This is a genomic window from uncultured Sulfitobacter sp., from assembly GCF_947500075.1.
Taxonomy (GTDB): domain Bacteria; phylum Pseudomonadota; class Alphaproteobacteria; order Rhodobacterales; family Rhodobacteraceae; genus Sulfitobacter.
Genome location: NZ_CANMQS010000003.1, coordinates 487,344 through 511,736, shown reverse-complemented (window position 1 = coordinate 511,736; position 24,393 = coordinate 487,344). Strand labels below are relative to the sequence as shown.

26 protein-coding genes are annotated in these 24,393 nt (G+C 59.6%); 18 read left to right on the top strand and 8 right to left on the bottom strand.

Annotated elements, in window-relative coordinates:
* Positions 1-17: 17 nt before the first annotated feature.
* The 15 genes from pcaF to Q1A91_RS12300 all read left to right on the top strand — a co-directional run bounded on the left by pcaF (position 18) and on the right by Q1A91_RS12300 (position 12,638).
* Positions 18-1,220, top strand: coding sequence for a 3-oxoadipyl-CoA thiolase (gene pcaF, locus Q1A91_RS12370; protein ID WP_299877473.1), 1,203 nt, complete (start codon positions 18-20; stop codon positions 1,218-1,220).
* Between the two features lie 3 nt (positions 1,221-1,223).
* The gene (gene paaA, locus Q1A91_RS12365; RefSeq protein WP_299877471.1) at positions 1,224-2,216 is read left to right on the top strand and encodes a 1,2-phenylacetyl-CoA epoxidase subunit PaaA; all 993 of its coding nucleotides are present in this window, start codon (positions 1,224-1,226) and stop codon (positions 2,214-2,216) included.
* Between the two features lie 72 nt (positions 2,217-2,288).
* Positions 2,289-2,633 (top strand): 1,2-phenylacetyl-CoA epoxidase subunit PaaB, encoded by a 345-nt coding sequence (gene paaB, locus Q1A91_RS12360; RefSeq protein ID WP_299877469.1) that lies wholly within the window; start codon positions 2,289-2,291, stop codon positions 2,631-2,633.
* Positions 2,630-3,385: a 1,2-phenylacetyl-CoA epoxidase subunit PaaC gene (gene paaC, locus Q1A91_RS12355; protein ID WP_299877466.1), complete on the top strand. Its 756-nt coding sequence runs from the start codon at positions 2,630-2,632 to the stop codon at positions 3,383-3,385. Before paaB ends, paaC begins: the two co-directional genes overlap by 4 nt.
* A gap of 29 nt (positions 3,386-3,414) precedes the next feature.
* On the top strand, positions 3,415-3,909 hold the full coding sequence (paaD, locus tag Q1A91_RS12350) for a 1,2-phenylacetyl-CoA epoxidase subunit PaaD (RefSeq protein WP_299877463.1): 495 nt from the start codon (positions 3,415-3,417) through the stop codon (positions 3,907-3,909).
* 7 nt (positions 3,910-3,916) lie between these two features.
* Positions 3,917-4,981: a 2Fe-2S iron-sulfur cluster-binding protein gene (locus tag Q1A91_RS12345; RefSeq protein WP_299877461.1), complete on the top strand. Its 1,065-nt coding sequence runs from the start codon at positions 3,917-3,919 to the stop codon at positions 4,979-4,981.
* 9 nt (positions 4,982-4,990) lie between these two features.
* Positions 4,991-7,015: a phenylacetic acid degradation bifunctional protein PaaZ gene (paaZ, locus tag Q1A91_RS12340; protein WP_299877458.1), complete on the top strand. Its 2,025-nt coding sequence runs from the start codon at positions 4,991-4,993 to the stop codon at positions 7,013-7,015.
* Positions 7,005-7,787 (top strand): PaaX family transcriptional regulator C-terminal domain-containing protein, encoded by a 783-nt coding sequence (locus Q1A91_RS12335; protein ID WP_299877455.1) that lies wholly within the window; start codon positions 7,005-7,007, stop codon positions 7,785-7,787. Before paaZ ends, Q1A91_RS12335 begins: the two co-directional genes overlap by 11 nt.
* A 57-nt stretch (positions 7,788-7,844) precedes the next feature.
* Positions 7,845-8,459, top strand: coding sequence for a ribonuclease D (locus Q1A91_RS12330; protein WP_299877453.1), 615 nt, complete (start codon positions 7,845-7,847; stop codon positions 8,457-8,459).
* Positions 8,456-9,418: an SIS domain-containing protein gene (locus tag Q1A91_RS12325; protein ID WP_299877450.1), complete on the top strand. Its 963-nt coding sequence runs from the start codon at positions 8,456-8,458 to the stop codon at positions 9,416-9,418. The genes Q1A91_RS12330 and Q1A91_RS12325 overlap by 4 nt, the downstream gene beginning before the upstream one ends.
* Before the next feature lie 6 nt (positions 9,419-9,424).
* Positions 9,425-10,045, top strand: a complete 621-nt coding sequence (gene lptC / locus Q1A91_RS12320) for an LPS export ABC transporter periplasmic protein LptC (RefSeq protein WP_299877448.1) — start codon at positions 9,425-9,427, stop codon at positions 10,043-10,045.
* A 5-nt stretch (positions 10,046-10,050) separates the two neighbouring features.
* On the top strand, positions 10,051-10,545 hold the full coding sequence (gene lptA / locus Q1A91_RS12315) for a lipopolysaccharide transport periplasmic protein LptA (protein ID WP_299877762.1): 495 nt from the start codon (positions 10,051-10,053) through the stop codon (positions 10,543-10,545).
* A complete protein-coding gene (gene lptB, locus Q1A91_RS12310; RefSeq protein ID WP_299877445.1) occupies positions 10,545-11,303 on the top strand; it encodes an LPS export ABC transporter ATP-binding protein in 759 nt (252 codons plus the stop codon). Before lptA ends, lptB begins: the two co-directional genes overlap by 1 nt.
* Before the next feature lie 260 nt (positions 11,304-11,563).
* A complete protein-coding gene (raiA, locus tag Q1A91_RS12305; RefSeq protein ID WP_299877442.1) occupies positions 11,564-12,127 on the top strand; it encodes a ribosome-associated translation inhibitor RaiA in 564 nt (187 codons plus the stop codon).
* Between the two features lie 46 nt (positions 12,128-12,173).
* Complete coding sequence (locus Q1A91_RS12300) at positions 12,174-12,638, top strand: PTS sugar transporter subunit IIA (RefSeq protein WP_299877439.1); 465 nt, start codon at positions 12,174-12,176, stop codon at positions 12,636-12,638.
* 6 nt (positions 12,639-12,644) lie between these two features.
* On the opposite strand, the gene Q1A91_RS12295 is transcribed toward Q1A91_RS12300, so the two are convergent.
* The 8 genes from Q1A91_RS12295 to cysQ all read right to left on the bottom strand — a co-directional run bounded on the left by Q1A91_RS12295 (position 12,645) and on the right by cysQ (position 21,904).
* Positions 12,645-14,075 (bottom strand): nodulation protein NodH, encoded by a 1,431-nt coding sequence (locus Q1A91_RS12295; RefSeq protein WP_299877434.1) that lies wholly within the window; start codon positions 14,073-14,075, stop codon positions 12,645-12,647.
* A 1-nt stretch (position 14,076) separates the two neighbouring features.
* Positions 14,077-15,774 (bottom strand): beta-1,6-N-acetylglucosaminyltransferase, encoded by a 1,698-nt coding sequence (locus tag Q1A91_RS12290; RefSeq protein ID WP_299877432.1) that lies wholly within the window; start codon positions 15,772-15,774, stop codon positions 14,077-14,079.
* Positions 15,771-16,757 (bottom strand): glycosyltransferase family 2 protein, encoded by a 987-nt coding sequence (locus Q1A91_RS12285; protein WP_299877429.1) that lies wholly within the window; start codon positions 16,755-16,757, stop codon positions 15,771-15,773. The genes Q1A91_RS12290 and Q1A91_RS12285 overlap by 4 nt, the downstream gene beginning before the upstream one ends.
* Positions 16,758-16,956: 199 nt before the next feature.
* Positions 16,957-17,973, bottom strand: coding sequence for a glycosyltransferase family 2 protein (locus tag Q1A91_RS12280; protein WP_299877426.1), 1,017 nt, complete (start codon positions 17,971-17,973; stop codon positions 16,957-16,959).
* A gap of 25 nt (positions 17,974-17,998) precedes the next feature.
* Entirely contained in the window at positions 17,999-18,982 is a 984-nt protein-coding gene (gene galE, locus Q1A91_RS12275) for a UDP-glucose 4-epimerase GalE (RefSeq protein WP_299877424.1), read from the bottom strand.
* 20 nt (positions 18,983-19,002) lie between these two features.
* Complete coding sequence (gene galU / locus Q1A91_RS12270; protein WP_299877421.1) at positions 19,003-19,896, bottom strand: UTP--glucose-1-phosphate uridylyltransferase GalU; 894 nt, start codon at positions 19,894-19,896, stop codon at positions 19,003-19,005.
* A gap of 410 nt (positions 19,897-20,306) precedes the next feature.
* Positions 20,307-21,107 carry a 3-deoxy-manno-octulosonate cytidylyltransferase gene (locus Q1A91_RS12265; protein ID WP_299877419.1) on the bottom strand — a complete coding sequence of 267 codons (801 nt, stop codon included), beginning with the start codon at positions 21,105-21,107 and terminating at the stop codon, positions 20,307-20,309.
* Positions 21,107-21,904, bottom strand: a complete 798-nt coding sequence (gene cysQ, locus Q1A91_RS12260) for a 3'(2'),5'-bisphosphate nucleotidase CysQ (protein WP_299877417.1) — start codon at positions 21,902-21,904, stop codon at positions 21,107-21,109. The genes Q1A91_RS12265 and cysQ overlap by 1 nt, the downstream gene beginning before the upstream one ends.
* 118 nt (positions 21,905-22,022) lie before the next feature.
* Here cysQ and Q1A91_RS12255 point away from each other — a divergent pair, with 118 nt between their 5' ends.
* The 3 genes from Q1A91_RS12255 to Q1A91_RS12245 all read left to right on the top strand — a co-directional run bounded on the left by Q1A91_RS12255 (position 22,023) and on the right by Q1A91_RS12245 (position 24,136).
* Positions 22,023-22,847, top strand: coding sequence for an ABC transporter permease (locus tag Q1A91_RS12255; RefSeq protein WP_299877415.1), 825 nt, complete (start codon positions 22,023-22,025; stop codon positions 22,845-22,847).
* 269 nt (positions 22,848-23,116) lie between these two features.
* Positions 23,117-23,428, top strand: a complete 312-nt coding sequence (locus tag Q1A91_RS12250) for a helix-turn-helix domain-containing protein (RefSeq protein WP_299877412.1) — start codon at positions 23,117-23,119, stop codon at positions 23,426-23,428.
* A gap of 165 nt (positions 23,429-23,593) precedes the next feature.
* A complete protein-coding gene (locus tag Q1A91_RS12245; protein WP_299877409.1) occupies positions 23,594-24,136 on the top strand; it encodes a hypothetical protein in 543 nt (180 codons plus the stop codon).
* The last annotated feature ends 257 nt before the right edge of the window (positions 24,137-24,393 follow it).

The window sequence follows — 24,393 nt, the reverse complement described above, 5'->3', positions numbered from 1 at the left end:
CAAAGGGAGTTCAGAACATGCAGGCATTCATCTGTGACGCGCAGCGCACAGCCATTGGGAGATTTGGCGGTGCTCTGGCCTCCGTGCGCGCCGATGATCTGGCTGCGGCACCCATTGCCGCCTTGATGGCGCGTCACCCGGATCTGGATTGGGCCCGCGTGGATGATGTGTTCATGGGCTGCGCCAATCAGGCTGGCGAAGACAATCGCAACGTCGCGCGAATGGCGGCTTTGCTGGCCGGTCTTCCGGTGGATGTGCCCGGCATGACCATCAACCGCCTCTGCGCCTCTGGCATGGATGCGGTGGGCGCGGCCGCCCGCGCGATCCGCGCCGGTGACATGGATCTGGCCATCGCAGGCGGTGTCGAAAGCATGACCCGCGCCCCTTTCGTGATGCCAAAGGCTGAAGCGGCCTTCTCCCGCGCCAATGCGGTTTACGACACCACCATCGGCTGGCGGTTCGTGAATCCCAAGATGAAGGCGCAATACGGCACCGATTCCATGCCAGAAACAGCCGACAACGTGGCCGAGGATCACGACGTCAACCGCGCAGATCAGGACGCCTTCGCCCAGCGCAGCCAATACCGCTGGGCCGCTGCACAGGCCGCTGGCATCTTCAAAGACGAAATCGCCCCGGTCACCATTCCGCAGCGCAAGGGCGATCCGATCATCGTCGACACGGATGAACACCCCCGTCCAAGCACCACCGCAGAACAACTCGCCAAATTGCGCCCGATCAACGGCCCTGACCTGACCGTGACTGCCGGCAATGCCTCCGGCGTGAACGACGGTGCAGCCGCCATGCTGATTGCCTCTGAACAGGCCGCCACCGAACATAACCTCACCCCCATCGCCCGTGTCGTCGGCATCGCCGCCGCAGGCGTCGAACCCCGCGTCATGGGCATCGGCCCTGTGCCCGCCACGCAAAAGGTGCTGGCCCGCGCGGGTCTGACCATCGACCAGATGGATGTGATCGAACTAAACGAAGCCTTCGCCGCTCAGGGCATCGCCACCCTGCGCGCGCTCGGCGTCCCGGACGACGCGCCCCACGTCAACGCCAACGGTGGCGCCATTGCCATCGGGCATCCGCTGGGCATGTCTGGCGCACGGCTGGTGATGACCGCAGCACTACAACTCAAACGCACCTCCGGCCGCTACGCGCTTTGCACCATGTGTGTCGGCGTTGGGCAGGGTGTCGCACTCATTCTTGAAAGGACCTGAACCATGTATGCACAGATGATCAAGTCTACCGGTCAGGGCGTCAAATCCCTGGATGAAATGGACCCCGACGAACGCGCCTTTCAGGAGCGGATCAACGCAGGCGGCAAGATTGAGCCAAAGGACTGGATGCCGGACGGCTACCGAAAGAACCTGATCCGCCAGATCGGCCAGCACGCCCATTCTGAAATCGTCGGTCAGCTGCCCGAAGGCAACTGGATCACCCGCGCCCCCACGCTGGAGCGTAAGGCGATCCTGCTGGCCAAAGTGCAGGACGAAGCGGGCCATGGCCTCTACCTCTACTGCGCCGCCGAAACCCTCGGCGTGACCCGCGATGATCTGACCCGCGACCTGCTGTCGGGCAAGATGAAATACTCCTCCATCTTCAATTATCCGACCCTGACATGGGCAGACATGGGGGCCGTCGGCTGGCTGGTCGATGGGGCCGCGATCATGAACCAGGTGCCGTTGCAGCGCACCTCCTACGGCCCCTACGCCCGCGCAATGGTGCGTATCTGCAAGGAAGAGTCCTTCCACCAGCGTCAGGGCTTCGACATCATGATGAAGATGGCCAACGGGACGGAGGCCCAGCGCAAAATGGCGCAGGATGCGCTCAACCGCTTCTGGTATCCGTCGCTGATGATGTTCGGCCCCTCCGACAAGGAATCCGTGCATTCCGCCCAATCCATGGCGTGGAAGATAAAAATGAACACCAACGATGAACTGCGTCAGAAGTTCGTCGATCAGACCGTACCGCAGGCTGAATACCTCGGCCTGACGGTGCCCGATGAGCACCTCAAGTGGAACGAAGAAACCGGCCACTACGACTTCTCCGAACCCGATTGGGAGGAGTTCTTTGACGTGCTCAAAGGCAACGGCCCCTGCAACACCGAACGGTTGGAAGCCCGCAACAAGGCCTGGGACGAAGGCCGCTGGGTGCGCGAAGGGCTGCTGGCCAATGCCCAGAAGAAACAAGCGGCCAAACTCGCGGCGGAGTGACCAAATTCCTTCGAAGGAATTTGCCAAGAGTTTTCAAAACTTTTGCACCCCCCAGCACAGACGGAGAGACACATGAGCAGCCCTGAATCCAGCCCTTACAAAGACAGCCAGGCCAGCGAGCATACCGAAACCCGCGCCACCGAATGGCCCCTGTGGGAAATCTTCATCCGCGGTCAACACGGGCTCAGCCACCGCCATGTCGGATCGCTCCATGCGCCAGACGCTGAAATGGCGATCAAAAACGCCCGCGATGTCTATACCCGCCGCAACGAAGGCGTCAGCATCTGGGCCGTCGAAGCCCACCACATCGCCGCGTCTTCTCCGGAAGAAAAGGGATCGCTTTATGAGCCGTCCAACGACAAGGTCTATCGCCATCCAACCTTCTTCGACATTCCTGACGAAGTAGGTGCGATGTGAGCGATCCGCTGTTCGAATACCTCTGCCGGTTGGGCGACAACACGCTGGTCTTGGGCCACCGCGTTTCCGAATGGTGCGGCGTCGCCCCGGTGATTGAAGAAGACATCGCGCTCGCCAACACCGCACTTGACCTCATTGGGCAAACGCAACTCTGGCTCGGCCTCGCCGGTGAGGTCGAAGGCAAGGGTCGCGATGCGGACAAGCTCGCCTATCACCGCGACGTCTGGGATTTCCGCAATCTGTTGCTGTGTGAACAGCCCAACGGCGACTTCGGCCAGACCATGATGCGGCAGTTCCTGTTCGACAGCTGGCACGTGATGCACCTCAAGGGGCTGATGGCGTCTTCCAACGACCAGATTGCCGCGATCGCGGAAAAATCGGTGAAGGAAGTGACCTACCACGTTGAACGCTCCACCGACACGGTGATCGGCCTTGGCGATGGCACCGAAGAAAGCCACAGCCGGATGCAGAACGGACTGAACAAACTCTACCCATTTGTGGGAGAGATGTTCCTGTCCGACGATGTGGACACGGCGATGGCCGATGCGGGCATCGCCCCCGATCCCGCCAGTCACCGCGCCGGATATGACGCACATCTGGACGACGTGTTGACCGAAGCGACCCTGACCAAACCCGAAGACGATTTTGCGCACAAGGGCGGGAAATCAGGCACGCGGCACACCGAACATCTGGGGCACATGCTGACCCAGATGCAGTGGCTGCAACGCGCCTATCCTGATGCGACATGGTAAGACCTGCGCCACAACCTGTTCCGGGCGTGGTGCGCGCACCGCATGTCCCGGCTGAGAAATCGGCGGGAAAGCCCAGGTTAGAGACGGTTTGGGAATGGCTTTCCGCCATCCCCGATCCTGAAATCCCGGTGATCACCCTCACCGATCTGGGCATCATCCGCGATGTGCAATGGCAAGGCGACACGCTCGAAGTCACGGTCACGCCCACCTATTCCGGTTGCCCGGCGACCAGCATCATCAACCTCGACATCGAAACCGCCCTGCGCGGCCACGGGATCGAGAAGCTGACGCTGAAACGCCAACTCTCCCCCGCCTGGACAACCGACTGGCTGACCGACGCGGGCCGCGCGAAGCTCGAAGAATACGGCATCGCCCCGCCCCAACCCGCAGGTGGCCCACAGCACTGTCCGCACTGCAAATCCACCCAGGTGGAGAAAATCAGCCAGTTCGGCTCGACCCCCTGCAAGGCACAATGGCGCTGCCAATCCTGCCGTGAACCCTTCGACTATTTCAAATGTATCTGAGGCCCAGATGAGCCAGTTTCACCTCCTCACCGTGACCGACATCCACCACACCATCCGCGACGCGGTGGTGCTGACGCTGGAACCGGACAATCCCGATGCCTTCGACTTCACGCAGGGCCAATATCTGACCTTCAAGCAGGACTTCGACGGGACGGAGTTGCGCCGCAACTACTCGATCTGCGCAGGGCTTGATGACGGCAAACTGCAAGTCGGCATCAAACGGGTCGATGGCGGCGCATTCTCCACCTTCGCCAACACGGAACTGCAAGTCGGCGACACGCTGCACGCCATGCCTCCGCAGGGCAAATTCTTCACCCCGCTGGAGCCGGAACGCGCCAAGAATTACCTTGGGTTTGCAGGCGGCTCCGGCATCACGCCCGTGCTGTCGATCCTCAAAACCGTGCTGAAACGCGAACCCGCGTCCACCTTCACCCTCGTCTACGCCAACCGCGCCGTGAACACGATCATGTTCCGCGAGGAGCTGGAGGATCTGAAAAACACCTACATGGGCCGCGTGACGATCATCCATATGCTCGAATCCGGTCAGGACATCGACCTGTTCACCGGCCGTGTCGATCAGGAGAAATGCGCACAGCTTTTCTCCAACTGGATCGACATCAAATCCATCGACACCGCGTTCATCTGCGGGCCGGAACCGATGATGCTCGCCATCTCTGACAGCCTCAAAACCCACGGGTTAGAGCCTGATCAGATCAAATTCGAACTCTTCAGCGAAAGCCAGCAAGGCCAGCTTGCCAAACAGGAAATGGCCAAGCGGAGCGAAGGACAAGCCGGCACCGAAGTGACCGTGATCATCGACGGCGCCCAGCGCACTTTTGAGATGCCCAAGGGCCAATCGGTGCTGGAAGCAGCGCTGGAGGCCGGACAGGACGCCCCCTTTGCCTGCAAGGCCGGGGTCTGCTCCACCTGCATGTGCAAGGTGCTCGAAGGCGAGGTCGAGATGATCTCGAACCACGCGCTTGAAGACTACGAAGTCGAACGTGGCTATGTCCTGTCGTGCCAGTCCTACCCGCTCACCGATAAACTCGTCATCGACTACGACACACATTAAGGAAGCCCCATGATCGACGTCCAAAGTTTCGCCGCCGGTCAATGGACCAATCCCGGCGCCGGCGCCCGCAACATCGCCAGCGCGATTACCGGAGAGGTGATTGCACAGGCCGGCAACGACGCGCTGGATGTGCAAGCGATGCTCTCCTACGCCCGCGACATTGGCGGCCCCGCCTTACGCAAGCTCACGTTCCATGACCGCGCGCGGATGCTGAAAGCGGTAGCGCTCCATCTGATGGAGCATAAGCAAACGCTCTACGACCTCAGCTATGACACCGGCGCGACCCTCAGCGATCACAAGATCGACGTCGACGGCGGGATCGGCACAATGCTGGTCTTCGCCTCCAAAGGGCGTCGTGAGATGCCGGATGGGCATGCCTACCTGGACGGCGCGCCAGAACAACTGGGCCGCGACGGACAGTTCCTGGGCCGTCACATCTGCACGCCCTTGCTTGGCGTCGCCGTCCACATCAACGCTTTCAACTTCCCCGTTTGGGGGATGCTCGAAAAACTCGCCCCCACCCTGCTGGCGGGCGTCCCGGCGATCGTCAAACCCGCGACCGCAACCTGCTATGTGACAGAGGCTTGCGTGCGTCTGATGCTGCAATCCGGCCTCCTGCCTGACGGCGCGGTGCAACTGGTGTCCGGCGGGCTCGGCGACATGCTCGACCATCTCGACTGTCAGGATGCCGTGGCCTTTACCGGCTCTGCCGACACTGCGCTGAAACTCCGCAGCAATCCGCTGCTGCTGGAACGCTCCGTCCGTTTTGCATCTGAGCAAGACAGCCTCAACGCCTCCCTCCTTGGCCCCGACGCGACACCCGGCACGCCGGAATTCGACCTCTTCATCAAAGAAGTCAGCCGTGAAATGACCGCCAAAGCCGGTCAGAAATGCACCGCCATCCGCCGTATCATGGTGCCGGAACCGCAAATCGACGCGGTGTTCGACGCGCTGTCCAACCGCTTGGCCAAAACCACCATCGGCGATCCTCGGCTGGAAACCACCCGCATGGGCGCGGTGGTTTCCGCCAGCCAGAAACGCGATGTGCTGGAAAAAGCGGCTCTAATAGGGGCAGAAGCGGAACGCGTCTTCGGCAATCCGGATGATTTCACCGTGGAGGGTGCTGACAAGAACAAGGGCGCATTCGTCCCCCCGATGCTCTTTCATTGCGCCGCGCCCGATCTGGCAGAGCGTGTGCACGACACCGAAGCCTTCGGCCCCGTCTCCACCCTCATGCCCTACCGTGACCTGCCTCATGCGGTAAAGCTGCTGAACAAGGGCAACGGATCGCTTGTCGCCTCCGTCATCACCAACGATCCCGACACCGCCCGCGAAATCACCTTTGGTGCCGCTGCCTTCCACGGACGCCTCTACTTCAATAACCGCCAAAGCATGGCCGAAGCCACGGGCCACGGCTCGCCACTGCCCCACATGGTCCACGGCGGACCGGGCCGCGCGGGCGGGGGCGAGGAGCTTGGCGGTATCCGCGGCGTCATGCACTACATGCAGCGGACCGCCGTGCAAGGCAGCCCCGACATCCTCAGCGCCATCAGCCAACAATGGGTCCCCGGCAGCGACACGATCACCGATCGCGCGCACCCCTTCACCCGCACCTTCACGGAAGTCGCGCTGGGCGAAACCTTCCACTCCCCCGCCCGCGAAGTGACGTTGGAAGACATCGAAACCTTCGCCCATTTCACCGGTGACACCTTCTACGCCCACATGGACGAAGAAGCCGCCAAGGCGAACCCCTTCTTCCCCGGTCGCGTCGCCCACGGCTATCTGCTGCTCAGCTTCGCTGCGGGCCTCTTCGTCCAACCCGACCCCGGCCCCGTCCTTGCCAACACCGGCCTTGATAACCTGCGCTTCATGGAACACGTGGTCGCCGGTGACAGCATCAAGGTGCGCCTCACGGTCAAACACAAAACCCCGCGCAATGACGAATATGGCGAGGTCCGCTGGCACGTCACCCTCACCAACCAAAACGATCAGGCTGTGGCTGAATATGAGCTACTGACGATGAATGCCCTCTGAACTGGACTTCACTCAAGCCACCGCCGGACTGCGCACGCTGGGCGGGCAGCGGGTGTGGTCACTGATGGTGTCGCTGTTCGGGGATCTTGCGCAGGACGAAGGGCAGGCCATCGACGGTCCGGTTCTCTCTGCGATGATGGCCCTCTTGCAGGTCAAACCCGAAGCCACCCGTGTCGCCCTGCACCGCCTGCGCAACGACGGCTGGATCGCCAGCCAGAAGAGCGGCCGCATCAGCCGTCACAGCCTGACGGCGCAGGGCCGCGCCGAAACCGTCGCCGCCAGCCCGCGCATCTACGCAAACCCGGACAGCGGTCCTGCCGACTGGCAGCTGATCCTGCTGGAAAAACCCGGCCGCAATCTGGAGCAGTTGGGCTTCGTTCAGGTCCAGCCGCGCCTCTACGTTGGGGGCGGCGACCTGCATCCGCCCGAAGGCGCGATGCCGCTGACCGCCGAAACCGCGCCCGACTGGCTCAAGGCCCAAGCCGCGCCGGAAGACCTGCGCGTGCCTTATACCGCCCTTTTGGCCACGTTAGAGACACTTGAAAGCGCCCTTCCCCGCGACACCCGCCTCTCCCCACTGGAAACCGCCGTGCTGCGCGGGCTGATCGTGCACAACTGGCGCAGACTGGTCCTGAAACACCCTGCCCTGCCCCAGCCGCTCATTGCCCAAGACTGGCCCGGGCGCCGCTGTCACCATCATATCGCGGCCCTGCTCACCCGCTTCCCCCGCCCCGCGCTGAGCGAGATTGAGCCGCCCCGCGCCGCCGCCTGAACATCGTCGTAATTCCTGCGCTTTCCGAACACCATCAAGCGCGATATAGAGGCGGCTATGACAAACCACGTATATCAAAATGACCTGCCCGACGGCCTCGATCTGGGCCCGATGGTTGCCATCGACTGTGAAACCATGGGCCTGCATCCGCACCGCGACCGGCTCTGCGTCGTGCAGCTCTCAGGTGGGGACGGGAACGCCCATCTGGTGCAAATCGCCAAGGGCCAGACAGCGGCACCGAACCTCTGCGCGCTTCTGGAAAACCCGCATGTGCTGAAGCTCTTCCACTTTGGCCGCTTTGACATCGCCGCGATGCTGAACGCCTTTGGCGCGGTCACCGCACCCGTCTATTGCACCAAGATCGCCAGCCGCCTGATCCGCACCTACACGGACCGCCACGGGTTGGCGAAGCTGCTTCAAGAACTCCTGCAAATCGACATTTCCAAACAACAGCAATCCAGCGATTGGGGCGCGGAAACGTTGACCGATGCACAGGTGGAATATGCCGCCTCTGACGTGCTCTACCTGCACAAGTTGCGCGACAAGCTGAACCAGATGCTGATCCGCGAGGGCCGCATGGAAATGGCGCAGGCCTGTTTTGATTTCCTGCCCATGCGCGCGCAGCTTGACCTTGCCGGCTGGCCCGACACTGACATTTTCGCCCATTCATGAGCACACCTTTCCTCGATACCGCGCGCCGGGTGATTGAAACCGAAGCCGACGCCCTGCGTGCCCTCGCCGCCAGCCTTGATGACAGCTTTCGTGCCGCCATCGACCTGATGCGGGACACCAAGGGCCGCGTGATCATAACCGGCATCGGCAAATCCGGCCACATCGCCAACAAGATCGCCGCGACCCTGGCCAGCACCGGCACGCCCGCGCAATTCGTGCACCCGGCAGAGGCGTCTCACGGCGATCTCGGCATGATCACCGCCAGCGACGTGGTGCTCGCCATCTCCAACTCCGGCGAAGCGCCGGAACTGGCCAACCTCATCGCCTATTCCCGGCGCTTTGACATTCCCCTGATCGGAATGACCAGCCGCCCCGACAGCAGCCTTGGCAGCCAGTCTGACGTCATCCTCACCCTGCCCGCCCTTGGCGAAGCCTGCGGCACCGGCATTGTGCCGACCTCTTCCACAACAATGACACTGGCCATGGGCGACGCCCTCGCCGTCGCATTGATGGAGCATCGCGCCTTTACCCCCGAACATTTCCGCAACTTCCACCCCGGCGGCAAGCTGGGCGCAAAGCTGAGCCATGTCAGCGACCTGATGCACACCGGCGATGCCATCCCCATGGTGCACACCGATGCCGCCATGTCCGATGCGCTGTCTCAGATCGGTGAGAAAGGGTTCGGCGTCACCATCGTCACCGACGATCAGGGCGTCATGGCCGGCATCATCACAAACGGTGACATCAGCCGCCATATGGACGGCCTTGCCACGCTCAGCGCCCGCGACGTGATGACCACTGGCCCCGTGACCATCGAACCCGATGCGCTGGCCGAAAAGGCCGTGGGCATCATGAACGCCCGCAAAATCACCTGCCTTGTGGTGGTTGACCCGGCTGGCCCCGCCAAACCCGCAGGCCTTCTGCACATCCACGACTGCCTGCGCGTCGGGCTGGGATGACGCGAGGTGGAGACAGACCGTTATACCCGCATGGTGTTCTGGCTGAAGATCCTCTTCCCGCTCAGCTCGCTCGGTATCCTCTCGACCCTTTTCCTGCTGTCCCGCTCCGTCGATCCTGAAACGGCGATCCCTTTTGCCGATAAGGAAGTGCAGGACCGCCTGCGCGATCAACAGGTGACCGGCCCGTTCTTTTCCGGCGCTACAGCGGACGGGGATGAGATTTCATTCTCCGCCGATGTGCTGGTCACGCCCCAAGGCGAAACCGGCGCCAACCGCGCCGAAGAGGTCAAGGTCGCCATGGATCTGGCCAGCGGCGGGCGCATCACGATGGACGCGGATGAGGCTCAATTGAACCTTTCAGAGAACTTCGCCGAACTCACCGGAGAGGTGACGATTATCACCTCCACAGGCTACCGTATTGAAAGCGATATGTTGCGCGCAACCCTGACAGAGATTGAGATTTCTTCCCCCGGACCGGTCCATGCGACCGGCCCCGGCGGCACGCTGGACGCAGGCGCAATGGACATCCTTGCACAAGATGGCGAGAACCCGACCCAATTGGTTTTCAAAAATGGCGTGAAACTGATATATGACCCCAAACAAATTGAAGAGCGACCTGAAGAGTGACGTACCTGACCCCTTTGCGATCCCTTTTGCTGTGCCTGATCCTGGTCCTGCCCGTCACACCTGCCTTTGCCCAGGGCACCAACGTGGCGTTTGGCACGATCCGTCAGGACACCAATCAACCTGTTGAAGTCACGGCAGATAATCTTGCCGTGGATCAGGATTCCGGCACCGCGGTCTTTACCGGCAACGTTATGATCGGTCAGGGAGAGATGCGCCTGTCTGCTGCGCGGGTGCTGGTGGTGTACCGCGCAGAAAACAAGGGCATCGCGCGGCTTGAGGCAACCGGCGGCGTGACACTTGTCTCCGGCCCCGACGCGGCAGAGGCGGAGCGGGCCGATTACAACATCGACGATGGCACCATCGTGATGACCGGCAACGTCCTGCTGGCGCAGGGTGCCAGCGCCCTTTCCGCCGACCGGATGAGCGTGCGTTTGTCTGATGGCACGGCTCAGATGTCAGGCCGGGTGAAAACAATCCTGCAAACAGGCAACGACAACTGATGGCCAAACCTCATTTGAAGGTCGCAGAGGGCTCTGCCGGGCTGGTCATCGACCATCTGCGCAAATCCTACCGCAAGAAAACCGTGATCCGCGATTTCTCCATGGAATTGGGACGGGGTGAAGTTGTGGCCCTGCTTGGCCCGAACGGGTCGGGCAAAACCACCACCTTCTATGCCGTGGCTGGCCTGGTGACCCCAGAAGGCGGCACCGTCAAAGTCGACGGCAAGGATGTGACAACCCTGCCCATGTACCGCCGTGCGCAACTGGGCATCGGATACCTGCCGCAGGAGATGAGCATTTTTCGCGGCCTCAGCGTGCAGGACAACATCAGCGCCATCCTCGACATCACCCTCGATGACCGCCACAAACGGCGCGAGCGGCTCGAAGAGCTGCTGTCGGAATTCTCCATCGAACATCTGCGCCGCGCGCCCGCCATGGCGCTGTCAGGTGGGGAGCGTCGCCGGGTGGAGATCGCCCGCTGCCTTGCCGCCGATCCCAAATACCTGCTGCTGGATGAACCCTTTGCCGGGGTTGATCCCATCTCTGTGGGCGACATCCGGCATCTTGTGGCGGACCTCAAGAACCGCGGCATCGGCGTGCTGATCACCGACCATAACGTGCGGGAAACACTTGAGATCGTGGACCGCGCGTACATCCTGCACGAAGGCAAGGTGCTCATGTCCGGCACCCCGGATGAGGTTATCCAGAATGAAAACGTGCGCCGCGTCTACCTGGGTGACAATTTCCGTATTTCCTAAAATGCGGTAAATTTGTGCCGGGTTTTTCTGGTGCCAAACGCCCTCCCAACCATTGACTTTGAACCGTTTTTTGGGCGTCATAGGGGTATGGTGACACCACGTTCCCAACGGAGACTGCATCGGCCTATCCGCCAGGGCATTTTCCAGTTCAATCCGAACACTTCCGGGAACGTCGTCACCGCATTCCGCATCTAGCACGCCTGCCAGCCACACCCTGTGGCGCAATGGGCCTGCCCGATGACACATGACAAGGAGAAAGCATGCGGTATCAAATCAGCGGTAAACAGATCGACATTGGCGACGCCCTTCAGACCCACGTGAAGACAGAACTGGATGTATCCGTTCAGAAATACGCCGAACGCCCGACGGACGCTCAGGTCGTGTTTTCCAAGTCAGGGCATGAATTTGTCTGCGAAGCCACAGTTCATCTGTCCACCGGTCTGACCGCATCCGCCAAGGCCCATAACCCTGAGATTTACGCCGCTTTCGACTCCTGCGCTGAGAAGATGGAAAAGCAGCTGCGCCGCTACAAGCGACGGTTGAAAGATCATCACAAAGATCGGGCCGAACCGGTTGAATTGTTCGGTGCCTCCTCGTATATCCTCGCCTCAGAAAGCGATTCTGACGCGCAGGAACCTGAAACTCTCCAACCCATGATCATCGCGGAAATGCAGACAAAGATTGCCACCTTGTCTGTCGGCGAAGCGGTCATGCAAATGGAACTGGCAGGCGCCCCCGTGTTGGTGTTTCGTAACGAAGGCAAGGAAGGGTTGAACGTGGTGTATCGCCGGGATGACGGCAACATCGGCTGGATCGATCCTTAAGGGACAAGCTGCGGACACCCATCCGCGTAAAAGCAGAGCGTTAAAAATGGAATTTGCGAGACTTCTCAAGCCTGAGGCTGTGAAAGTTGTGACCGCCGCGTCCAGCAAGAAACGCCTGATGCAGGCTTTTGGTGAATTGGCGCAATCCGCCTATGATCTGGATGCCGACAAGGTTGTCGACGCGCTGACCGAACGCGAATCTCTGGGACCAACGGGTGTGGGCCACGGCGTGGCCCTGCCCCATGCCCGCCTTGAGGGTCTGGATGAAGTTGTGGGCGCCTTTGTCCTGATGGAAAAACCGATTGATTTTTCCTCTGTTGACCGCCAGCCCGTAGATCTGGCCTTTGCGCTCTTTGCGCCCATTGATGCCGGCGTGGAACACCTCAAGGCGCTGGCATTGGTCGCGCGTACCCTGCGTGACCCCTCCTTTTGCACAAAACTGCGCGCCAACCGCGACCCCGGCACGTTGTTCACGATCCTGACCGAAGGCCGGTCGGATCAGGCCGCCTGAGCCCGCTCACCCCCAGTCAGAAAACCCAAAGCTCATGTAATCGCGCTGATACGCATCGCGCGCCAGCTTCTCAATCTCACCATCGTAGATGTCCGCTAGGGCAAAGGGCGCATCCTCTGCCCCGCCCTCTGGCACAGCCGGGGCGCCGTCACATCCCGCAGCGCGCGCCAACGTGGGCAAAGCCGCTGCCATCTCATCTTCACGGACCAGCTGATCGGGCAGGGACAATTCGCCAAATCCCGTGATCGCCTGCGATTGCGTGCACCATGACGGATCCACCCGGATCGCCGTCTGCCCTTGCAGATTCCCTTTCAGAAACACCAGAAACGCACCAAAGGCCTTCCGGTGCGCCGCCGGATCATACCCCGCATCCGGGCCATCCTCTGGCAGCGGCATCGCATAGCGCCGCATCAGAGTCTTGCGCAGTTGCAGATAGCTGCCCTTGCCCGTGCTCAGGATATGCCTGCAAAACGCATCATGCGCCCGTGCCACCGGATGCCTCAGCACGGTAAAGCTCCGATGCCCCGGATGCTGCCGTTTCCACTGGCGCAGGTCTTTCTGGTTCATCTTGGTCAGCAGCGCATCTTCGTCCACACCATCCACCGCTGCCATCCACGCCGTCACCTGCGCCATCGGACCCGACCGCAACGGCAAATACAACAGCCCCGATTTTGCCGCCGCCACATAGGACGGCACATTCGGCCCCCGGCGTGGCTCGAAATTCGGCGTGCGGGTCAGGTCAAACCGGTCCAGCCGGCCCAGCGCCATCAACATCTCTTCATAGTTGCTGACCTTGGCCGAGATCGGGCTGGGGTTTTGCTTTTTCAGCTTCTGATCCAACCCTTCCAGGGTCGCATCGACACCCAGATACCGCGCCAGACCGTTCATCACCTCAACGCTTTGCAGGTCTTCATAGGCCACATAAAATGCGGTCTGCCCGGCGGTCTGCAACCGGTTCAGCAAGGTGATCTGAAACTGCTGCAAGTCATCCAGATGCCGCTCGAACTCCCGCGCATTGAACCGCGCCTGCGCAGCCTTGTGCGCCTTCATGTCTGTCAGCTTCCACTGCCCGGTTTCCTTGGCGATCTTCCAGCTAACATAGCTTTCCACCGGATTGCGGGTCAGCACGATCTTGGCGCAGCTGCGATCCTCTATGATCGCGTCAAACACCCGTGGATCATGGTCGTGGAAATACCGAAACCCGCTCAACTGCATCGCATCCTCCTGCACGGCCCGCAACAGCGCAAGCGGGTCCTTGTCCCGCGTCGCCAGATCCACACCAAGGATCGGTTCGTTGTTCGGGTACCCAATGAAATGCGGGTTGAACGCCTCCCCATGGCAGGCAATGCCGTCAAAGGCATTCAGGTTGGTTTCAAGAAAATTGGAGCCCGTGCGCATCTCCGCAAAGACCACGAAGCTTTGAAAAGCGCCGGTCATGTCATCTCACCAAATAGGGTTTACGGGGTTTTTCCTGCGGCGTCTCAAAGCCGTGCTCAACCGGGAAATCGCCCATCATATAGGGGTGCATCCCCTGGTTCTTGAGGTTCTGCAAGAACTGACCAAAGCCCGACAGATCCACCATGCGCGGCGCTTCTGACAGGCGGCGCAGCTTGGTGCGGCCAATCTCATCCAGAATGCCCTGCAACGGCTCCATCGGCGCTTCGATAAATTCCGCCATGGTCCAGATGCGAATGCGCGCCTTGGCATAGGTTGAGCGCAGCACATCCATGTGGTCGCTTTCGTTCTTCTGAAGCTGCGCCGCGATAGAACGGATGTCAGCAAAGTTGAAATTCGACTTGAACAGCGGAATGGCCCAGGCCCCGGTGATCACCGAAATCTGCGCGTTGGGATCCTTGGCCACCCGCCAGTTGATGCGCTGATTGTCATCCGGGCCAAACTGAAAACACTGCCGCTCCCCGCGTGTGTTCCAGATGAGGTTGGTCAGAAACGCCTCCGGGTTATAATCGCGCAAGGTCGGGCTGTCGGACAATGCCCCGTTGATCGCACTCTGCCCCTCGGCAAACTCCACCCGGTCGGGCGCAAAAAGATGCCCGTGCACACGCGCACCTGTTGCCCGCGCCAGCCATGTCTCGAAATCCTCAAACAGCTCGGTAAAGCCCTGAAACATCGAATAAGGCGCCGCTGTCACGCCGTTCTCCCAATCCTCATTGGGAAAGCGGCTCTGCATATACAGGCCCGCACGGCCCCTGATGCGCCGCTCCACCGCCTTGGAGAAGATCCGGTCGATTTTCCCCGGATTAGGCTCTGTTTTCTTCATCGCGCCCGCGGCATCGGTCAGAAACGCCTCATAGAGCCGGTCCGCATGGGGCCAGATCTTGCGCGCGACGAAACAATCCGACCGGCGCAGAAGCTGCAAATGATCATCATAGAAAATATGCGGCTTGCCCTGAAAATCGAACTTCGACAGGGTCAGCGACCGGCTCTCGATCTTGACGGCATATTGCCGCGACAACGTCTGGAAATAGGATTCGTCCGGGATCCACACCCGCTTGAAATACCGCTCATAGACCATCCGGTCCGGGTCTTTCAGGATCGACGACAGGGTGCGCCGGGACAGGCACCACCATTGCGACCCCATATGCGGTTCCAGATCGTTGGGCACCTTGCGTTTGACCTTAAGCCTGCGCTGCAAGGCCACGTATCTGTCAAACAGATACCTGTTGCGCCGCCACGAAAACGGGAAGCGCAGCGTGAACCGCTCCATATCCAGACCACCCACGGTCCAGGGCACTTCGGAGGTGGTCGCACTTTCGATGAAATCGACATTCGGGCGGTCCGCAAGATACTCAATCAGTTCCTCAACCGGCCGCAACGGCAGACAGGACCCGGAGGCCAGATAGACATGCTGAACATCCGCGAAACTGTTCAACATCAACTCTGACGCGGCTTGTGACGCCGCCACAATCCCCCAGGTTCCCCATTCGCAGCGATACCGTTTGCTGAACTTGAGGTCCGGCACATCCGCCAAAGCGGCAACGAAAGCGTCATACCTGACACGCGGCACGGCCTTGTCGACGTGGATCACGACAGGGCATCCCGCCGCTGCCCAATGCCGTGCTGATTGTTCGGCACGGCCAAAGGCCGTGTGCACCAGCATGACAATGCCAACGCTCACGCCCAGTTCCCTTTGGACATCAGCCCCAGAATCTCCAGCTGCCGCCAGTTGATGTAGCGTTCAGACCACTTGCACCAGATCTCAGGATTTTCCTTCAGCTGGGTCGCATAGGCCTTGTACTCAGCCGACGCCGCATAATGCTGGCTCCGCGCCAGCTCCTCCTGCGCCTTCGCCCCGAAGGTATCGAGAAACTTCGCGTGCATCAGAATGCCCGATGCTTTCTCTCCGCCCCATTCGTCGTAAACCAGGTTCAACCCGCGCGGCAGCAACATATGGGTCGAATTCACATAAGTGTAGCGCCGGTCCCATTTCACCAAGGGCACCTTGTTCAACGCAGGTGCGCGCTCCGGCTGATCGGGAAAGAAGACGCGGCTGCGGCATCCCCCCTGTATCCACAGGTTCCAGTGATGGTAGTTCCGCGAGATGGTGTAATTGCCACTGTCAAACCAACTGGCGATCTCAAACGGGTTCTGCCCCGCGACATAGGGCTGATCGTTCAATCCGCCCTTGGGGTACATGTCCAGCAACATCGCGGAGAACGCCCGGATCGAACAACTGTCCAGCCAGTCGGTCAGCGCACGCAGGGGCCGGGTGTCACAGAACGGGTACAGCAGGAATTCATCAGGATCGACCACCACGCACCAATGCCCATGGGCATATTTGCTTTGCAGATGGTTCAGCCAATCCACCCCGAACCGTGACCGCTTGTAGCTGCCCTTGGTGTGCCACAGCGACACATCGGGCTGGTCCATCAGGTAATCCTGGGTGTCATCATCGCTGTCGTTGTCCACGATGAAAAAATGAGTCACGCCCATATCGCGGTAGTATTGCAGGAAATAGGGCAACCGGATCTGCTCATTCCGCTGTGTTGAGAACAGCAGCAGATCGCCTTCCTTGACCTGCGATGTGCGGTCAACAACACAACGCAGTTGCAGACTTTTGCGATACGCACGCACACGCAGACGCTTGCGCGCCAATCGCATACGGTAAGATCCCAAAACGCCCAATCGTCTGCCTTTCCTGTCCGCCTTCCGGAAAGCTGCATCGGGTCATCCCCGGACATCTCCCCCACAAAACGGCCCGTTGTTCTGCTTATATGCAGATTATTGATATTTTATTGCTCAAATAGGGCGATGCCGCAAATAATTAAAGAAATATTAAAGGGGACGGTGCGTAACGGACTCACCATCCACCGCGCGACATCAAACGCAACGCCTCCAATTGTTTCCACCCTGTGTACAATGTGGAGTTTGTGCACCAAAGATCAGGGTTCTCCGCCAGCGCGGTATAGTAACCATCATAGAGATCCGCATTGTAAAAATGCTCCCGCCTGCCGTGCTCCATTCTGGCCCGATCAGCGGTGCCGGGCAGGAACTTCGTGTGCAGTAAAACACCGTTCACCTTCTCCACCCCGCCTTCGTCAAACGTGGCGTTCAACCAGGCAGGCAAGGCGTTATGCGTTGAATTGACGTAAGCATAACTGCGGTGCCATTTGACCAGCGGGATCTTGTTCAACGTCGGTGCCCGGTCTGGTTCATCCGCAAAGAAACACCGCGCGCGCGGCCCGCCCTGAAGCCACAGGTTCCCCATCTTCGGCTGCCGCTGCACCCAATATCCATAGGCATCAAACCATTGCAGCACCTCGCAGGGGTCTTGGCCCGCGTGATACTCCTGATCATCCGGCGGGCCCTTGGGATACATGTCCAACATGAACGCCCCCATCATCACCTGCCCGCGCTGGTCCATCCAGGCGGTCAGCTCCCGCAGATCTCGGGTATCATGATCGGGGTACACCAACAGCTCATCCGCATCCGCCGTCACCGTCCAGTGCCCATGCCCGTATCTGCGCAACAACCACGTCAGCCAATCCATCCCGAACCGCGATGCCTTGTAGCTGGCAGGCGTGGTCCACAGCGATACGTCCGTCGCATCCGCCAGCATCTCGCGGGTGCCATCGTCACTGTCATTTTCAACAATCAAAAACTGCGACACACCCAGCGCCCGATAATACTCCAGAAAATACGGCAGGCGCAGCGCCTCGTTCCGCAGGCAGGCAAACAGCAGAATTTCACCGGGTTTGATCGCCGCTGTCCGGTTCGCCACCTCCGTCAGTGCACGCCTGCTGCGAAACCCCCGCCACAGCATCCGCTTGCGCCGCAGGCGCAGCTTGTAGCGGGCCAGTGGGCTGGCGTTGGTCATGCGAAACCCCCCGTGTCAGGCTCTGTTATCTGTCGTAATGGCCGTTCTGGTGCCACCGCCACGCATCCGTGATCATCTGCCGCAGGGTCGACCGATGCGGTTGCCAACCCAACTCATCCACGGCGCGCTGGGATCCCGACACCAGCTTGGTGCAATCCCCCGCACGCCTCGACCCTTCCACATGCGGCACGGGCTTGTTCGTCACCTCACGGCTGTGATCCAGCACTTCGCGCACGGAGAACCCACTGCCCGTGCCCAGGTTGAACACCCGGCTGGCCTTGCCATCTGCCAGCCACTTCAGCCCCAGCACATGCGCATCCACCAGATCGCAGACATGCACATAATCGCGGATGCAGGTGCCATCCGGCGTGTCGTAATCTGTGCCGTAAATCGTCAGCGCATCGCGCTTGCCCTCAATCGCATCCAGCATCAGCGGCACCAGATGCGTCTCCGGCTGGTGGAACTCCCCCACCTCGCCTTCGGGGTCCGCACCCGCGACGTTGAAATACCGGAAAATCACATGCCGCAGGCCGTGGGCCGCTTCAAAGTCGCGCAGAATGTCTTCGATGGCGCGTTTGGAGGCGCCATAGGCATTGATCGGATGCTGCTCTGACGTCTCATCCAGCACCACATTGTCCTGATCGCCATAGGTCGCGCAGGTGGAGGAAAAGACGAACTGCATGCACCCCGCCGCCACTGCCGCTTCAATCAGCGTCAGCGACCCCTGCACGTTGTTGCGCCAGTAGAGCCCCGGCTCCGCCATGCTCTCCCCAACCTGGGAAAGTGCTGCAAAGTGCATCACCGCAACCGGCTGATATTGCGCAAACACGTCATCCAGCCGCGCGCGGTCCAACAGGTCGCCCTGCTCAAACGGGCCGAACTTCACCGCGTCCTGCCAGCCGGTCACCAGATTGTCGAATGTGACGGGCACAAACCCCGCCGCTGCCAACGCCTTGCAGGCATGCGAACCGATATAGCCCGCGCCACCTGTCACCAAAACATGTTGCATAGGCGTTGATTCCAAAAACGTTACTGCGCCGCTTTACTCGCCGGAGAGATGCTCTCCAGATAGGCGCTCAGATCATCCCGCAGGTCCGGACGCGCCAGACCAAAGGCCACAGTCGCCTGCAAAAACCCTGATTTAGAGCCGCAATCGAACCGCTGCCCTTCAAACCGGTAGCCATAGACATTGCGATCCTGCTCAATCTCATTGGCAATCGCATCGGTCAGCTGGATCTCCCCGCCGGACCCGGATTTGATCTGGTTGAGGTTCTGCAAAACCGTCGGCGCCAGAATGTACCGCCCGATCACCGCCAGATTGGAAGGCGCGTCTTCGGACTTCGGCTTTTCCACCATGCCCTTCACCTTGACCATCTGGCCCATATTCTCTGCCACATCCAGCATCCCGTAAGAGGACGCTTTCTCCGCTGGCACTTCCATCGCGGCGACCATGTTGCCGCCGGTTTCGCTGTAGGCTTCGACCATCTGCTGCAAACAGGGCTTCTCCGCTGCGATCACGTCATCGGGCAGGATCACCGCAAACGGCTCATTCGCGATCAGCCGCCGGGCACACCAGACCGCATGGCCCAGCCCCAGCGCGCGATGCTGCCGGATATAGGCAATCGCGCCACTTTCCATGTTGGTGTTCCGCAGGGTCTCCAGCAGCTCGGTCTTGCCCTTCTTGCGCAATTCCTGCTCCAGCGTGGGCGCGTGATCAAAGTAATCCTCCAACGCCCCCTTCCCGCGTGAGGTGACAAAGATGAACTCCTTGATACCTGCCGCGCGGGCTTCATCAATGGCATATTGGATCAAAGGACGATCAACCAACGTCATGATTTCCTTTGGCACCGATTTGGTCGCAGGCAAGAACCGCGTCCCCATTCCGGCCACCGGAAAAATCGCTTTTGTCACTTTCTTAGGCATGGTCTTCCTTCGCTCACTCAAATCGCCCCGGTCACGCGTTACAAACACACTGCATACTAGCACAGCTTCATGAATAATTGGCTCTGCTGAACCTTATACCGGCGGCTTTCGCACAAAACTACGTTTCACTCAATCCGCACTGTTGGACAGCGCGGTCACATTCGGCCCCGATCCGCCCTCCGGACACGGTGGAGCGCGGATGCCGCCGATCAGCCTTGCAAGACCTTCGACCCTCCCCCCCACAGCACCCAATTCCCAATCGAATCAAACACCTCACAAACAGGGATAGCAGGGGTCGGACCCCACAACAGGGTGACAATTGCGCGATTTTTCACCCTTTTTGTGGCAGCTTCATGATCACCGGCACATTGCACAGAAATGCGAGCGGTAACCTGCCTGTGGACAAGGGGTTACGCCAATCCCATCTGCTGCATCATCGCCTCGATCTTCGGCACGTCTTCGGGGTTGTTGAGCTCCCAGAACGCCCGGCCACGTGCTTCGACCTCGACACACAGCACGTTCCGCCCGTTCTCCATGAACCGCAACTGCTCCAACCCTTCCAGCGTTTCCAACGGTCCCGTGGGCCAGCTTGTGTAAGCCGCAAGGGCATCTGGACGGTAGGCATAGACCCCGACATGGTGAAACACCGGCGTTGCATCGCCATCGCCATAAACCTCGGAGGTAAAGGGCACGACCTCCTTGGAGAAATACATCGCATGATGATCCACATCGAACACCGCCGTGGTGCCGCCCACACGGCCCGCCTTTCGATCCGCCAGCAAGCCGTTCAACGCCGCACCATCACAGCGCAGCACCGGTGTCGCGATCTCCGCCTTCGGGGCCGCGCGCAACCCCTCCACCAAACCCTCCACAAACCAATGCGGGGTCAGCGGCGCATCCCCTTGCAGGTTCACAACAATCTCATACCCGCCGCCCAACACCTCATGCGCCTCTGCACAACGCTCGGTCCCATTCCGGCAGGTGGTTGAGGTCATCACAACCTCCGCCCCAAACGCCTCCGACGCCTCCTTGATGCGATTGTCGTCAGTCGCCACCACAACCCGGTCCACACCCTGCACGTCGCTGGCCGCAAGCCAGGACCGTTCGATCAAACTGCGCGCCACACCGCTGGACCCGGTCAGTGCCGCCAAAGGCTTGCCGGGATAGCGCGACGACGCATAGCGGGCGGGGATGACAATCAGAACCGACATCAGGCGGACTTCAACGCAACGCTGGGCGCATGGGCGATAAAGAACGGATTGGCAAAATCCGCCTTCCCGTAGGTGAGGGGGCTGTGATCATCAAACCGGACCACGGCCCCTCCCGCACCGTTCAACACCGCATGCCCGGCTGCCGTGTCCCACTCCATCGTGCGGCCCAGACGGGGGTACAAATCCGCCTCCCCCGTCGCCACCAGACAGAACTTCAGCGACGACCCCGCGCTGGTCATATCCTTGACACCATACTTGCCAATGTAGTCATCCGTCGCCTGATCCCGATGCGATTTGGAGGCCACAACCATCAGCGCATCATTCTCCGCCTCCGCAACCCGGATCTGAGAACACGCACCCAATTGGTCCTTGTCAAACGGGCCCGCTTCCTCAACCGATGCACCATCCGCGCGGGTGAAGAACATCCGGTCCTTGGCCGGCGCATAAACAATCCCCCGTGTCGGCACGCCCCCTTCGACCAGCGCAATGTTCACCGTGAAATCACCCCGCCGGTGAATGAACTCCTTGGTGCCGTCGAGCGGATCGACAATCAGAAAGGTATCGCCGCGGGCCTCATGGGTGGCCGATTGCTCCTCCGTCACCAGCATCACCTCGGGAAACGCCGCCCGCAACCCGGCTGAAATGATCTCATCTGCCGCCTTGTCCGCAGCCGTCACCGGACTGTCATCCGACTTGGATGTGACCTCAAAATCATCGCGGCCATAGATCTCCATGATCTTGTCGCCTGCTTCCAGCGACAACCGCCGCATCACACTCACCAGTTTTTCATAGTCCATCGTGCCCGTGATCCTTGCCTTTTGTTGATTGCGCAACTTCTTCCCCTTATGCTTGCGTGAAAACGGATCAGCAAGAATTCCGTTATAGGCAGAGATTTCGCAGCATAAGGCAGCCGCCATGTTCCAAGCGACCCCAAGACGGCGAGGCCCACTTTCCTCCGCCATGACCATGTTTGAGCTGATCTACCACAACGTGGTCCGCTCAATCCGCAGCCAGCACCGGAACGCCCTTGTGGCGATCCTGCTGAATATGTTGCAGGCCGTCATGTTCGTGGCGGCCTTCTATGCAATGTTCAGCCTTCTGGGCGCCCGCAGCGCAGGCCTGCGCGGGGATTTCCTGATCTACCTGATGTCCGGCGTGTTCCTCTACATGACCCACATCAAGGCGCTGGGCGCTGTTGCCGGGTCCGAAGGCCCCTCCAGCCCGATGATGCAGCACGCGCCGATGAACACCATCATCTCCATCTGCTCGGCCGCGCTTGGCTGCCTCTACGTACAGACGCTGTCGCTGTTCGTGATCCTGTTCATCTACCACGTCGCCTGGAACCCGGTAGAGATCGAACAACCCATTCAAGCCTATTCCATGCTGCTGCTGGCCTGGGGCACGGGCTGCGCGCTGGGACTGGTGATGCTGGCGCTGAAACCCTGGTTCCCTGCGGTGGTCGGTATCTTCCAGACGGTCTACCAGCGGGCGAACATGATCGCCTCGGGCAAGATGTTCGTGGCCAACACCCTGCCCAGCTTCATGCTGAACATGTTCGACTGGAACCCGCTGTTCCACTGCATCGACCAGGCCCGCGGGTTTGCGTTCATCAACTACGTGCCGAAGTATTCGTCTTGGGAATATGCGTTCTGGCTGGGCGCGGTGTTTATTATGCTGGGGCTGATGGGGGAGTTCTATACGCGCAAGCATGCGTCGCTCAGCTGGAATGCGCGGCGGTAGGTTGAAGCGCCAGTTGGTGGATTGACGCCGTGCAAACGAAGGCGCGCTGGATCTCCTTTGCGTCTGATGACAGCTGTCAGCCTGAAGGAGATATTCGTTGTGTATCTCGATTGAACGTACAAGGGCTTATGCGTGATCTGGTCAAGGCAAGGCCATAGTAGTGGTATAAGCGACCCGCCGCACCCCAATTTGTTGTAGGTTATTCAATATCAGGTATTGACAGTTTACGTAAACTGTCAATAAATGTCCCCCAAAGCGGGAGAACACTCATGTCGATAGAAAAATCTGCCTTTGCCCGAAAATTTGAGGATTTGGCTCGTGATCGCCGTATGACCTTCAAGGTGATTGCAGAACAGATGCAGGTATCAGCAGCTCTAATAGCAAGGGTGCTTAATGGAAGCCGTCCGCCAACCTCGGAGTTTGTGGACAAATCAATCCAAACATTCGGTTTGTCCGAACGTGATGCCGAGCAACTGCGGTTCTTTAGCGATATTAGCCAAAGTAAGATCACAATTCGCCCACGGAACGAAGAAGAAGCACGCAAAGTTGTGGCCTTTAAAAGAAGCTTGCAGAAGGGATAAGAAATCTTGCTGCAACCATTTCCAACACTGCCTTATCAAGGGCTTAGGGATGATCGTCCTAAGCGAATCTCAGACCACAACACGTTGGTTGAGATAGTCGATTCCGCTAGTGAACTTCGATCACGGGTTTCTTGTTCGGACGCCCCAGTATGCTTGTCGAGCATATTGCAGTTTGAGCTTCCGAAATACGGAAACTGGACTGCAGACGACCGGCACTTCCTCGACTTGCAGGGAAAACCGATTGACGGCAGTCTTGAAGCCTTTTGCGACTTTAGAGAAGGCCGCGAAATATTCCTGCGTGAATGGGTTTTTGAGGCGATCGTTGAAGGCCACGCGGCTCACGGGGAAGATTTCTTCAGAGCGTCAGAAAGCCTCGGCCACGAATTTGGCCACGTCTTCAGACAAAACCATAAATTGAGAATTGCCGCGCGAAACCGAGGCTGTGAAGGCAGTACAAACAAGCGTGTTGCGCACAATCGTGGGGTTGATCGTGCCAAGGACTGGTCAAAGGTCAACACCGAGAACGCTGACTTGGAGGAAGAAGCGGACATGTTTTGCTATGCTCTACATGTTCCAGTTTCAAAGCTCCGGAAGTCTCCTGAAATTCTAGAAGTATCTGAGAAATATAATATAAATTCAGAGATGGCACATCAATGTGCGCTTTTGGCTAAAGACTACTATCGAGCAAAGGCAGTTTTATCAGTATGACAAACGAGAGAAGGCTCAGGTTGCACCCTGAGCCTCCAAACGAATTCTGTATCGTGCTAACCGGGGCTTGACGATGCAGAGCCTCCCGAAAGCCAAATCAGTCTCCTAACAAGGCTGCGTTTAGCGGATTTTGGGTCATAAAGCAACATACGCCCCGACGGAGGACGGTGAAATGACAAGACGTTCGTTCACCCCACCGCCCGGATATCGGTACGTTTTTCGCCCTTGGCGGACGTGCCCGAAATCTGGCAACCGGC